The following is a 13,206-nucleotide window of genomic DNA, read 5'->3' on the forward strand; positions in this document are numbered from 1 at the left end:
AGCTTTTTTTAGTTTATTTTGATCTTTTTTCTAACAAATCTGGGCGACGTTCTTTTGTACGTTCAACTGCTTTTTCATGCAACCATTCTTCAATTTTAGGAAAGTTACCCGAAAGTAAAACATCAGGAACTTTAAGACCTTTATATTCGGCTGGACGCGTATAAATTGGTGGCGCTAACAAATCATCTTGAAACGAATCTGAAAGGGCAGAAGTCTCATCACCAATTACGCCAGGTAATAAACGAATAATAGAATCAGCCAAAATAATTGCGCCAAATTCTCCACCAGAAAGCACATAATCGCCAATCGAAATTTCTCTTGTAACATACATATCTCGAATACGTTGATCGATTCCCTTATAATGTCCACAAATCATCATAAGATTTCCTTTCAATGACAAATCATTCGCAATTGTTTGATTCAACGTTTCACCATCTGGTGTCAAATAAATAATTTCATCATAAGTACGTTCATCTTTCAATTTCGAAATCATTTTGTCCAAAGGCTCACACATAATCACCATTCCAGAAGTTCCTCCATACGGATAATCATCTACATGACGATAACGTCCTTTTCCAAAATCTCTCAAATCGTGAACATGAATTTCAGCTAAACCTTTGTCTTGTGCACGTTTCATAATCGAGGCAGAAAATGGACTAACTAATAATTCGGGTAAAACAGTGATAATATCTATTCGCATACTGCAAAGATATTTGTTTAGCTACGTTTGCGCAAGTTTAAATCTATTTTTTGAATTTGATTGTTTTAACTGAATTTATAAATTCTTCTTGTGATCCCACAAGAAATTAATCCAAATAATATGATGAATGACAAATATTTTAATTGATTATTCAAATGATTGATTTTCTTTTAAAATTAATAAATACAATTGATATTATTCATTAGCCTTATTCAAATGAAATCGAGTAAATTTGTCTAAAATTTTAATCAAATGTTTTTATATAACAGACATAGACGACTACGCAAAAACGAATCAATTCGTAGTATGATTCGCGAAAATCATTTGTCACCAAACGATTTTATTTTACCAATTTTTATGGCTGAAGGAGAAGGTGTGAAGGAAGAAATCGCTGCAATGCCAGGTATTTACCGCCAATCTCTTGACAATATTGTAAAAGAAGTAAAAGAAATTTGGGATTTAGGTATAAAATCGGTTAACATATATTGTAAAGTTAGTGATAACTTAAAAGATAACACAGGTAAAGAGGCTTGGAATCCAAACGGATTGATGCAAAATACAATCAAAGCGATTAAAGATGCTGTTCCTGAAATGATTGTAATGCCTGATGTTGCCTTAGATCCATATTCAGTTTATGGTCACGATGGAATCATCAAAAATGGAGAAGTTATTAATGATGAAACAGTTGATGCTCTAGTAAAAATGACATTGTCTCATGCAGAAGCTGGTGCTGATTTTGTTGCGCCTTCTGATATGATGGATGGTCGAATAGGAGCGATGCGTGCTGCGTTGGAAGAAAATGGTTTTCATAATGTAGGAATCATGACGTATGCTGCGAAATATGCTTCATCTTTTTATGGGCCTTTCCGTACAGCTTTAGATTCTGCGCCGGTTGATTCTCAAGAAATTCCGAAAGACAAAAAAACCTATCAAATGGATTACCATAATTCACAAGAAGCGTTGCGAGAAGCAATTGCTGATGTAGAAGAAGGTGCAGATATTTTGATGGTAAAACCAGGTATGGCTTATTTGGATATTGTGAAATTAGTAAAAGATAATTTACAAGTTCCAGTTTCTGTTTATCAAGTTTCTGGTGAATATGCGATGATTAAAGCTGCTGTAGAAAAAGGTTGGTTAGATAATGATAAAGTTATTTTAGAGTCTTTAACTTGTTTCAAAAGAGCAGGAGCAGACCTAATTTCAACTTATTTTGCAAAAGAAGCTGCAAGATTATTGAATGATCAATAAATTAGTTGAAAATAGAAATAAAAAATCCACTTCAAATGAGTGGATTTTTTTTGTTTTATAGCGAATAATTAATCATTTTCGCTTTAAATTGTTGTTTTTCTAATGTAGATAGAAAATATTTTTGTTCAGCTTCTGCTTGTTCTTTTTTCTGATAATTCTTTTCGTAACCCGTTTGAATTTCTTTTAAAGAACTAATCGTTCCATTTTTTAATAAATAATTCTGAAACTTTGTATATCTATCTGCCAGTTTACCATAGATATCTTTGTTGTCGATGCTTGCTTCATAAACATCTGTTACATAAACCTCATTATCTTGTCCATAAGCGATGGAAAAAAAAATAATAAGTTTGATTATTCTTTGTTTGAATGAAAACTATTCCAGTAACAAAGAATAAAAATAGTATTAAACCTTTTTTCATTCAACCAAAATTTGAGCACGCAAGTTAATCATTATAACCTAATTAAAACCCTTGTTGTGTGATTTTATATTATTCGGTATAATTTTTTTATATTTGTGTCCTAAAATTGACTCAAAATGTTTCAAAATCTTCAGGATAAATTAGATAAAGCATTACATACCTTAAAAGGAAAAGGACAAATTACAGAAATTAACGTTGCAGAAACCGTAAAAGAGGTGCGTAGAGCGCTTGTTGATGCCGATGTTAGTTATAAAGTTGCAAAAGATTTTACAAATACAGTTAAAGAAAAAGCTTTAGGTGAAAACGTAATTACATCACTTAATCCTGGACAATTAATGGTAAAAATTGTTCATGATGAATTAGCAAAATTAATGGGAGGTGAGGTTACTGAACTGAAAGTAGACGATAATCCGACAATTATATTGATTGCTGGTTTACAAGGTTCTGGTAAAACAACTTTTTCTGGTAAATTAGCTAATTTACTAAAAACTAAGAAAAACAAAAAAGTATTATTAGTTGCTGGTGATGTTTATCGTCCTGCAGCCATCAATCAGTTACAAGTTTTAGGTGAACAAATTGGTGTTGATGTTTATGCTGATTTAGAAAACAAAAATCCTGTAGAAATTGCTCAATCAGCAATTGCACAAGCAAAACAAAACGGAAATAATGTAATTATTGTCGATACAGCTGGTCGTTTAGCGATTGATGAGCAAATGATGGATGAAATTCGTCGCGTTCACCAAACAGTTAATCCAACCGAAACTTTATTTGTTGTAGACTCTATGACAGGTCAAGATGCGGTGAATACTGCAAAAGCCTTCAATGAAGTGTTAAATTATAATGGAGTTGTTTTAACAAAATTAGACGGTGATACACGTGGTGGAGCTGCTTTAACGATTAGAACTGTTGTTGATAAGCCAATCAAATTTATTTCTACTGGTGAGAAAATGGAAGCTTTAGATGTTTTCTATCCAGAACGTATGGCGGATCGTATTTTGGGAATGGGTGACGTTGTTTCTTTAGTAGAGCGTGCTCAAGAGCAATTTGACGAAGAAGAAGCAAAACGTTTGCAAAAGAAAATTGCAAAAAATAGCTTCGATTTTGATGATTTCTTAAAACAAATTCAGCAAATCAAACGTATGGGTAATATGAAAGATTTGGTTGGAATGATTCCTGGTGCTGGAAAAGCATTAAAAGATGTAGATATTGATGACAATGCTTTTAAAGGTGTTGAAGCGATTATTCACTCAATGACAAAAAAAGAGCGTCAACATCCAAATATTATCGATAATTCTCGTAAGAAAAGAATTGCAGCTGGTTCAGGAACATCTTTACAAGAAGTGAATCAATTATTGAAACAATTCTCTGAAATGGGTAAAATGATGAAATTTATGAATTCTTCAAATGGTAAAAAGATGATGGAAACAATGTCTAAAAATATGCCTGCAGGTGGATTCCCAGGAATGCCAAAAATGTAATAATACAATAATTTATAGTATATTAAAACCTCCAATAATTTGGAGGTTTTTTTTATAGATTTTATTTTTGTTTCGTAAACGTTAAGTTTGAACCATCAACATAGGATTGGTTCAATTTGTTAATTATAAATTTAATGAAAAATGTTTAAACGCAATATTAAATATAAATATAAGTTAGTGGTATAAGTTTATTCAATTTAACATAATAAAGATTATTAACATTAATATTTCATAGAAATAATAATGTTATAATATATATTATGTTAAGTAAGGATTTAAACAATCTCCTATTTAGATATTTTTATAGAATTTAGATATCCTATCGGAATATCCATATGTTCTAATTCTCCAAAATTAAATAATCCAAATAATCTTCAGAAACGTCTTTTATCATCAATTCATTTGCACTTACAGTTAAAGTTCGATTCATCAAATAAAAACTCGAACCTCCTAAGATTATGGTTATTTGTATTATCAATAAAATGATGGCGTAAAACGTTTTAATATCATTTTAAAGTAATTGGTAAAAAGTGTAACTTTAACCTCTAATTATATAATATTTTCTTGCCAAAATCTTTGGAAATTTGTCCTATAAAATTACTCTTATGAATGCACAAACACTTACTATACCGATTACCAATTTGAATTCAGTAAAAGATGTTGAATTAATCAATAAATTACTTTCTGAAATAGAAAATCTTGATGAATATACTGTGAATTTAGATGCTAAAACTATTAATGTTTCGGCAAAAAAATTATGGAAAGTTTCCCCTAAAATCTATGAAACTTTAAAGCAAAATAACTTCAAAATAGATTCTGTTGAAAAGTCGTATCCCGTTCTCAATATGACGTGTGCTTCGTGTGCGAGTAGTTCTCAAGCGAATCTTAATCGTCAGTTGGGTGTCGTAAATGCAGAAGTGAATTATGGAAATGGAATGGGAAAAATCGAGTATATTCCTACTCTTGTTTCTCCAGAAAATTTGAAAAATGCTTTGGTAGAAGTAGGATATGATTTGGTGATTGATGAGTCTAAAAATCAAGATGAAGAAATAGAACAACTTCACGAAGAAAAGTATAAAACGCTGAAAAATAAAGTGATTTGGGCTTTAATTTTTGGAATTCCTTTATTTATTATCGGAATGTTTTTTATGGATATGCCTTACGGAAATTACATTATGTGGGCACTTTCTACGCCAATTCTTTTCATTTTTGGGCAACAATTTTTCGTCGGTGCTTGGAAACAACTGAAAAATAAATCGGCTAATATGGACACTTTAGTCGCGCTAAGTACTAGTGTTGCTTATATTTTTAGCGTTTTCAATACATTGTTTCCAGAATATTGGCATAGCAAAGGTTTGCACGCACATCCTTATTTTGAAGCTGCTGGTTTAATCATCGTTTTTATCTTGATTGGTAAATTGATTGAAGAACGTGCGAAAGGAAATACTTCCGAAGCGATCAAGAAATTAATCGGATTACAACCTAATACTGTGTCGGTTGTAAAAGATGGAAATCAAGTTGAAGTGAAAATTGAAGATGTACAAATTGGAGATTTGATTGTTGCAAAACCTGGAGATAAAATTGCGGTTGATGGAATTATTGTTTCGGGAGAATCTTTTATCGATGAAAGTTCATTGACAGGAGAACCAATTCCAGTCGAAAAAGGAATTGATGCGAATGTTTTTTCAGGAACTTTAAACCAAAACTCTCCTATTCAATATAAAGCCTTGAAAGTAGGGAATGATACACTTTTGGCTCAAATTATTCAATCGGTTAAAAATGCACAAGGAAGTAAAGCGCCAGTTCAACAATTGGTAGACAAAATTGCAGGTGTTTTTGTTCCGATTGTAATTATCATAGCAATTTTAACTTTTATTACGTGGTTAGTTTTAGGTCAAGAAAATGCTTTTACAATGGCTCTTTTATCGATGATTACCGTTTTGGTTATTGCTTGTCCGTGTGCGCTTGGTTTAGCAACCCCAACTGCAATTATGGTTGGAATGGGAAAAGGTGCTGAGCAAGGAATTTTAATCAAAAATGCCGAGAGTTTAGAATTAGCGAAGAAAATTGATACAATTATTTTAGATAAAACAGGAACAATTACCGAAGGAAAACCGAAAGTTCAAGAATTGGTTTGGTTTGATGATTCTGCTAAAAATATACTTTACACAATCGAAAATAATTCGCAACATCCTTTGGCAAAAGCGATTACAGAACATATTGGTAAGCAAGATATTTTACCTGAACTAAAAATTGAAGATGTATCTGGAAAAGGATTGAAAGCTAATATTTTAAATAACGTTTATTATGTTGGAAAAACAAGTTGGATTACTGAATTAAATATTCAAATTAATGAAAATGTAAAACAAGCTATTCAAGATTTTTCGACTAAAAATTATACAACTTCTTTATTTGGAAATGATGAAAAAGTTTTGGGATTAATTGGAATTTCTGATGAAATAAAAACAACTTCTGTTGAAGCTATTAAAGCTTTTCACGAAAAAGGAATAGAAGTTTGGATGGTAACTGGTGACAACGAATTTTCTGCAAATGCAATTGCAAAACAAGTCGGAATTGATCAAGTTGTCGCAAATGCTTTGCCAAATGATAAAATGAATATTATCAAAGACTTGCAACAAAAAGGAAAAGTTATCGCAATGGTTGGTGATGGAATTAACGACAGTGCAGCGTTGGCTCAGGCGGATGTTTCGATTGCGATGGGAAATGGTTCTGATATTGCGATTGATGTGGCAGAAGTTACCTTGATTGGCGGAGATTTGACAAAAATCGATCATGCAATTAATTTATCTACGCAAACGGTCAAAACAATTCATCAAAATTTATTTTGGGCATTTATTTACAATGTAATAGGAATTCCAATCGCTGCTGGAGTGCTTTATCCAATTAATGGATTTTTATTAGATCCTATGATTGCTGGTGCTGCAATGGCTTTGAGTAGTGTAAGTGTTGTAACAAATAGTTTATTGTTAAAGTATAAAAAGATTTAATAATCTCTAAAATATTCATAAAAAAATCGGCTAAATATTTAGTCGATTTTAATCTTCTAATTCTTTGATTTTAACCTTTGAAGAAAAATCAGGATGTTTTGTATTGATTAAATAATTATATTCTTTTGGAATGATTGACGATGGAACTTTGATAACCAAATATTTAAAATCCTGATACCAAGCAGAACCAATCTCTTGTAACTCGGGATAAGCCTCTACAGATTGCCAATTCTTAGGTAATTTAGACTTTTTAATTTCATAAATTTCATCTTCTTCGCAATCAATTTCTATCACTAATAATTTGTACGAATTATCAATGCTAATAGAACTTCTATGTACCACCAATTCTAAGGTTGAGAGCGCACGAGAACTTCCTGTATAAATAACAAATTCATCATTTTTATTCCATCTGTTGGCAACTCCAGAAGCTTGTAATGATTTTGAATATTTCGCTTTACGAATATTGTAAACTAACATTGTTAGACGTTTTCTCCGTATTCTATCGCAGTCAAACGATTATCGATAAATTTCAGACCTGAAACTGTATCAAGAAAATCTGCTGGCGATTTTTTATCTAACAAAACATTAGGCGTCGTTAACCATTTCTCGAAATCATCTTTTGTATTGAAAACCTCCATACCGTGTTTGTATAAAGAAATCAATAAAACAATATGCTCTTTTGTATTATCTTTTAGAGAAACATCTTTCGTTTTATAATTTCTGTATGTACGCGTTGTGATATTTAACCAACTTGAGATTATTTCGTCTTTTAACGTTGATAATTCATCAAGATATTTAATGTATTTTTGATCAATATTATAACGATTTACGTAAAAATAAACACTCGTAAAATCTCTTACTTCAGGGATTTCATTTATGATTTGTTCGTATTTTTTTAGTTTAACAGTTGCCATAATTCAAAACTTTTATTAAAGTTACAATTTTTCCACTTAATAAAGGAACTTTTTCTCAAATTTAAATAAATTTAACAAAAAAAGAGGCTGCTTAGGCAACCTCTTCTTATATAATGATTTAAAATTTCTTATTTCAAAGAACCAACCATATCTTCTGGTTTTACCCATTCGTCAAATTCTTCAGCAGTTACATACCCTAATGCGATTGCAGTTTCTTTTAACGTTGAGTTATTTTTGTGAGCTGTTTGAGCAATTTCAGCAGCTTTGTAGTAACCAATTTTCGTATTAAGTGCTGTAACTAACATTAATGAATTATCAACTAATTCTTTGATACGAGCATAATTTGGCTCAATACCTTGCGCACAATGCTCATCAAAAGACACACAAGCATCTCCTAATAAACGTGCAGATTGCAAGAAGTTTGCAGCCATTAATGGTTTGAAAACATTTAATTCATAATGACCTTGAGTTCCACCAATCGTAATCGCAACATCATTACCCATAACTTGAGCAGCAACCATTGTTAATGCTTCACATTGGGTAGGATTTACTTTTCCTGGCATTATAGAAGATCCTGGTTCATTTTCTGGAATGATGATTTCACCAATACCTGAACGAGGTCCTGAAGCCAACATACGTACGTCATTGGCAATTTTGTTTAATGAAACGGCTAATTGTTTTAAAGCTCCATGAGTTTCTACGATTGCATCGTGAGCAGCTAACGCTTCAAATTTATTTTCTGCCGTAACAAACGGATGACCTGTAAACTCAGCAATGTATTTAGCGACTACTACATCGTATCCTTCTGGTGTGTTAAGTCCAGTACCTACAGCAGTTCCACCTAATGCTACTTCAGATAAATGCGCTAGTGTATTTCTTAATGCTTTTAAACCGTGGTTTAATTGTGCTACATATCCAGAAATTTCTTGGCCTAATGTTAAAGGAGTTGCATCCATTAAGTGTGTACGACCAATTTTTACAACACTTTTAAACTCTTCTGCTTTTTTAGCTAACGTATCACGCAATTGTAAAACACCTGGAATTGTTACTTCAACAACAGCTTTGTATGCCGCAATGTGCATACCTGTTGGGTAAGTATCGTTAGAAGATTGAGATTTGTTCACGTCATCGTTTGCTTTCAAAACAGGTTCTCCTACTCCAATTTTACCTCCTGCTAATACTTGAGCACGATTAGCTATAACTTCGTTTACATTCATATTAGATTGAGTTCCTGAACCTGTTTGCCAAATTACTAAAGGAAATTGATCATCTAATTTTCCTGCTAAGATTTCGTCACATACAGCAGCAATAGCATCACGTTTTTCAACAGGTAAAACACCTAATTCAGCATTTGCATAAGCAGCAGCTTTCTTAAGATAAGCGAAACCTTCTACAATTTCGTGAGGCATAGAAGCCGCAGGACCAATTTTAAAGTTGTTACGAGAACGTTCTGTTTGAGCACCCCAATATTTATCTGCAGGAACTTTTACTTCCCCCATGGTATCTTTCTCAATTCTGTATTCCATTTTGGTATTTTTTATTATTTATATAATATTTACTTATCTCACAAATTTAAGAAATCGTTTGATGAAAGAAAAGTGATTAATGTTAGTATTTCTATAAATTTTATTTACTAAGTTTGTATCACATAAAAATAAAATCATGATTCAATTTTTAGGTTTCTTATTATTTTTAACAATCGCTTTATGCGGATTCTGGGGTATCATCTTTTTTGCAACGATGGCTATTTCTTGGATTCCATTTTGGGTTGCGAATTTAAGAAAAGAAAAAGCAGGAATAGTAACAGCAGAAGATCCTCGTCCGATTTTACCAAATCAAGAAGGAATCACAGTATTATTCAAAAAATAATAAGCTGTAAAAAAAATTAAAAGGAACTTGACGAAGTTCCTTTTTTTATTTATTCGACTTTCGAATCTTCTTCATAATTTCCTTCCAAATAATTTTTCAAACTAATTCGGATAATTTCTGTCCAACCAGCTTCAAAACTTTCGCGCGAGAAATTTTTATCATCAGGCGGAAAAGTTTCAATTCCTTCATGAATCAACGTTAATTTTGTTTGCGGAACAATTTCATCTGTTAATTCATCCAAAATAAATGTAACAACAGAATTTCCTTCGTAGACAGGATATTTCCATGTATAAGCTAACAATTTAGTCGGTTCTACTTCTACTATTTTACAATGATGTAAATACGATCCGCCATAAAATTCAAACTCAAATCCAACTTCTGGAACAAATTTCTTAACATCAAAATACCATTTATCAAAAGCAGATTTTGTCGTTAAGGCATTCCACACTTTGTCAATTGAAACATCAAAAATTTCTACTATTTCTACAGGTTTTGCACTCATACTCTATTTTTTTATGATTTTGTTTAATTTACTAATTTTTTAATTATTATTTAAATTTAGCCCAAAATTTAATTGTTACATTTGCTATGTGTAAAATTTTTAAAATGAAATTTAATAAAACTTTTTTAAGTGTTTTAGGATTATTTGCTGGTCTTTCGCTATATGCGCAACAAGAGATTAGCCGTCCAAAACTAGTAGTTGGTATCGTTGTCGATCAAATGCGATGGGATTATTTATATCGTTACCAAGATAGATATTCTACAGGAGGTTTCAATCGTATGTTAAACGAAGGTTTTAGCAACGAAAATACCTATATTCCTTATATACCTACTAATACAGCTATCGGTCATAGCACTATTTATACAGGTTCTGTGCCTGCTATTCACGGAATTGCTGGGAACGATTTTATCATTCAAGCAACAGGACAAGAAATGTATTGTACGCAAGATGATGCTGTAAATGGGGTTGGAACTTCATCAAAAGCAGGAAAAATGTCTCCAAAAAACTTGTTAACTTCTACAGTTACTGATCAATTAAAATTATCAACAAATTTCCGTTCAAAAGTATATGGAGTTTCGTTAAAAGATCGTGGAGGAATATTACCTGCAGGTCATTTTGCTGATGCTGCTTTTTGGTTTGATGGAGAATCTGGAAACTGGGTTTCGAGTACATTTTATATGAATGAGTTGCCAAAATGGTTACAAAAATTCAATGATAAAAAAGTTCCTGAAAAATATTTAGACAAATGGAACACACTTTATCCGATTGATACTTATGTACAAAGTGAAAAAGATGGAAATCCATATCGCGAAAATTATAAAGGATTAGATAAAATGCAATTTCCTTATGATTTGAAAGCGCTGAAAAAAGACAATGGTTTAGGTTTGATTCGTTCTACTCCTTTCGGAAATTCGTTGACAAAAGATATCGCAATCGAAATTATTGATAACGAAAAATTAGGTCAAAACGAGAAAGGAATTACAGATTTCTTAGCGGTTAGTTTCTCTTCTACTGATTATGTTGGACATCAATTTTCTCCAAATACAATCGAAGCCGAAGATACTTATTTGCGTTTAGATAAAGATTTGGAACAATTATTTAGTCATTTAGACCAAAAAGTTGGAAAAGGACAATATTTAGTTTTCCTAACTGCTGATCATGGTGGAGCTCATAATCCAAAGTATTTCCAAGATAAAAAAGGTAATGCAGGATACTTTCCAACTGGAGAAGTAAAAAAAGCATTGAACGCTAAATTACAAGAGAAATTCAAATCTATTGATATTGTACGCTCATTGACAAATTATCAAGTTCATTTGAATTATCAAACAATCGAAAAAAATAAATTAGACGAAGAAGATATCAAAGAAGAAATCGTAAAATTTATGCAAAAAGTTGATGGCGTTTCTTTCGTAGCTGATATGGATAAAATTGGAGAAGCTTCTATTCCTACAATTATCAAAGAACGAATGGTTAATGGTTTCAATCGTAAACGTAGCGGTACTATTACTTATATTTTAGAACCACAATGGTACGGCGGAAAACAAAATGCTGGAGGAACAACGCACGGAACTTGGGGTTCTTACGATGCTCACATTCCATTTGTTTTGATGGGTTGGGGTATAAAACATGGTAAAAATAATAACCGTGTTTATATGACAGATATCGCACCTACTTTGTCTGCTTTATTACACATTGAAGAGCCAAATGGGAACATTGGTAACCCTGTGGTTGAGGTGATTAATCAAAAATAATCTTTCATATACCATTTAATTCAAACGCAATCATTCATGGTTGCGTTTTTTTGTTTCTATAATTATTATTTACTCTATTTCAATTGTTTAAATTTTTATAATTAAAGAAATTAACGATTAACATCTATTATGTGATTTTAGTAAATCAGGAATTTATATCATTGATAATGAGAAAACTATAAATAAGAGGGGTTAATGAGGGATTTGTTTTAAGAGGAAAATCAGCATTTTTCGTTGATTTGTAATAGAACGTAATTATACAAAATCATGAGAAATTATAGAAGGTTATAATATTCCAAAAACAACATTGTATAAATGGATAATTTTTAATATTCTGCACAATATTACTGGAGCTTTAGCACAAAATTATCAGTTAAAGAAAAAATAAATAAGATAGATAAGAAAACGTAACCAAATATGGTTGCGTTTTTTTACTTTTATAAGAAATAAATTAGAAATGACTTTCAATTCACCAATCATATCAACACAAGAATTACATGATAATTTACATCTTAAAAATTTAATTATTTTAGATTGTACGATTGATAAAGTCGGAAAATCAATAAAAGATCAAGAATTAAAATTAATTCCGAATTCTATTTTCTTTGATTTGGAAGGAAAATTTTCTGATCATTCTTCGCAATTTCCTCATACACTTGTTGATGAAGAAATTTTCACAAAAGAAGCTCAAAATTTGGGCATTAATCAAGATTCTATCATCGTTTGTTATGATCGTTGGGGCGTTTATTCGAGTCCGAGAGTTTGGTGGATGTTCAAAGCAATGGGATACAATGAAATATATGTTTTAGATGGCGGATTACCCGTTTGGATCGATAATAATTTTGTCACAACTTCTATTTATTTTCAATCTACTGTAAAAGGTAACTTTATTGCTGATTTTCAATTAAATTGGTTTGCTGATACACAAGTTATGTTAAATGCAATAAATGATGATTCTAAAATGATTCTAGATGCACGATCAGAAGGGCGTTTCAAGGGTACTTCTCCTGAGCCAAGACAAGGTTTACGAAGTGGACATATTCCAACTTCTAAGAATTTATTTTTTGAAAATGTTTTGGCTGATACAACATATAAATCAAAAGAAGAACTGAAAGCAATTTTCGAAAAATTGACAGATTCATCCAAAGAAAATATTTTTTCGTGCGGTTCTGGAATTACAGCTTCCATCCTAGCCTTAGCTTCGACAATTGCAGGTTTTAATAAGGTAAAAGTTTATGATGGTTCTTGGTCTGAATGGGGCGCTGAAGAAAATTTACCGATTGAGGAAAATTAATGTAAAAAAAGTCTGTAAGATAT

Annotated in this window: 11 protein-coding genes; 6 read left to right on the forward strand and 5 right to left on the reverse strand. The window is 31.5% G+C overall.

The genetic code is table 11. From position 1 onward, the window contains the following. Positions 1-13 precede the first annotated feature (13 nt). Positions 14-700, reverse strand: a complete 687-nt coding sequence (trmD, locus tag B4G36_RS05280; protein ID WP_125349373.1) for a tRNA (guanosine(37)-N1)-methyltransferase TrmD — start codon at positions 698-700, stop codon at positions 14-16. Between the two features lie 252 nt (positions 701-952). Here trmD and hemB point away from each other — a divergent pair, with 252 nt between their 5' ends. The 3 genes from hemB (at position 953) to B4G36_RS05295 (ending at position 6,853) form a co-directional block, all read left to right on the forward strand. Next, the gene (gene hemB, locus B4G36_RS05285) at positions 953-1,948 is read left to right on the forward strand and encodes a porphobilinogen synthase (RefSeq protein ID WP_291062522.1); all 996 of its coding nucleotides are present in this window, start codon (positions 953-955) and stop codon (positions 1,946-1,948) included. 535 nt (positions 1,949-2,483) lie between these two features. Beyond that, a complete protein-coding gene (ffh, locus tag B4G36_RS05290) occupies positions 2,484-3,845 on the forward strand; it encodes a signal recognition particle protein (RefSeq protein WP_291062524.1) in 1,362 nt (453 codons plus the stop codon). Positions 3,846-4,450: 605 nt separating this feature from the next. Beyond that, a complete protein-coding gene (locus B4G36_RS05295) occupies positions 4,451-6,853 on the forward strand; it encodes a heavy metal translocating P-type ATPase (RefSeq protein ID WP_291062526.1) in 2,403 nt (800 codons plus the stop codon). A 48-nt stretch (positions 6,854-6,901) separates the two neighbouring features. On the opposite strand, the gene B4G36_RS05300 is transcribed toward B4G36_RS05295, so the two are convergent. From B4G36_RS05300 to fumC, 3 genes are all read right to left on the reverse strand, one after another. Beyond that, positions 6,902-7,330: an RES family NAD+ phosphorylase gene (locus B4G36_RS05300; RefSeq protein WP_291062528.1), complete on the reverse strand. Its 429-nt coding sequence runs from the start codon at positions 7,328-7,330 to the stop codon at positions 6,902-6,904. 2 nt (positions 7,331-7,332) lie between these two features. Then, the gene (locus B4G36_RS05305; RefSeq protein WP_291062530.1) at positions 7,333-7,767 is read right to left on the reverse strand and encodes an MbcA/ParS/Xre antitoxin family protein; all 435 of its coding nucleotides are present in this window, start codon (positions 7,765-7,767) and stop codon (positions 7,333-7,335) included. 128 nt (positions 7,768-7,895) lie between these two features. Continuing rightward, positions 7,896-9,293, reverse strand: coding sequence for a class II fumarate hydratase (gene fumC, locus B4G36_RS05310; RefSeq protein WP_291062532.1), 1,398 nt, complete (start codon positions 9,291-9,293; stop codon positions 7,896-7,898). 136 nt (positions 9,294-9,429) lie between these two features. On the opposite strand from fumC, the gene B4G36_RS05315 reads away from it, so the two are divergent. Then, a complete protein-coding gene (locus B4G36_RS05315) occupies positions 9,430-9,636 on the forward strand; it encodes a hypothetical protein (RefSeq protein WP_038334195.1) in 207 nt (68 codons plus the stop codon). Between the two features lie 49 nt (positions 9,637-9,685). On the opposite strand, the gene B4G36_RS05320 is transcribed toward B4G36_RS05315, so the two are convergent. Beyond that, positions 9,686-10,138 (reverse strand): SRPBCC family protein, encoded by a 453-nt coding sequence (locus tag B4G36_RS05320; protein ID WP_291062534.1) that lies wholly within the window; start codon positions 10,136-10,138, stop codon positions 9,686-9,688. A 104-nt stretch (positions 10,139-10,242) separates the two neighbouring features. Here B4G36_RS05320 and pafA point away from each other — a divergent pair, with 104 nt between their 5' ends. Together pafA and B4G36_RS05330 are read left to right on the forward strand one after the other, a co-directional pair. After that, on the forward strand, positions 10,243-11,889 hold the full coding sequence (gene pafA, locus B4G36_RS05325) for an alkaline phosphatase PafA (protein ID WP_291062536.1): 1,647 nt from the start codon (positions 10,243-10,245) through the stop codon (positions 11,887-11,889). 457 nt (positions 11,890-12,346) lie between these two features. Then, positions 12,347-13,183, forward strand: a complete 837-nt coding sequence (locus B4G36_RS05330) for a sulfurtransferase (RefSeq protein ID WP_221854472.1) — start codon at positions 12,347-12,349, stop codon at positions 13,181-13,183. Positions 13,184-13,206 lie beyond the last annotated feature (23 nt).

Source organism: Empedobacter sp. UBA3239 (genome assembly GCF_002362875.1).
In the GTDB taxonomy this organism is placed as follows: Bacteria; Bacteroidota; Bacteroidia; order Flavobacteriales; family Weeksellaceae; genus Empedobacter; species Empedobacter falsenii_B.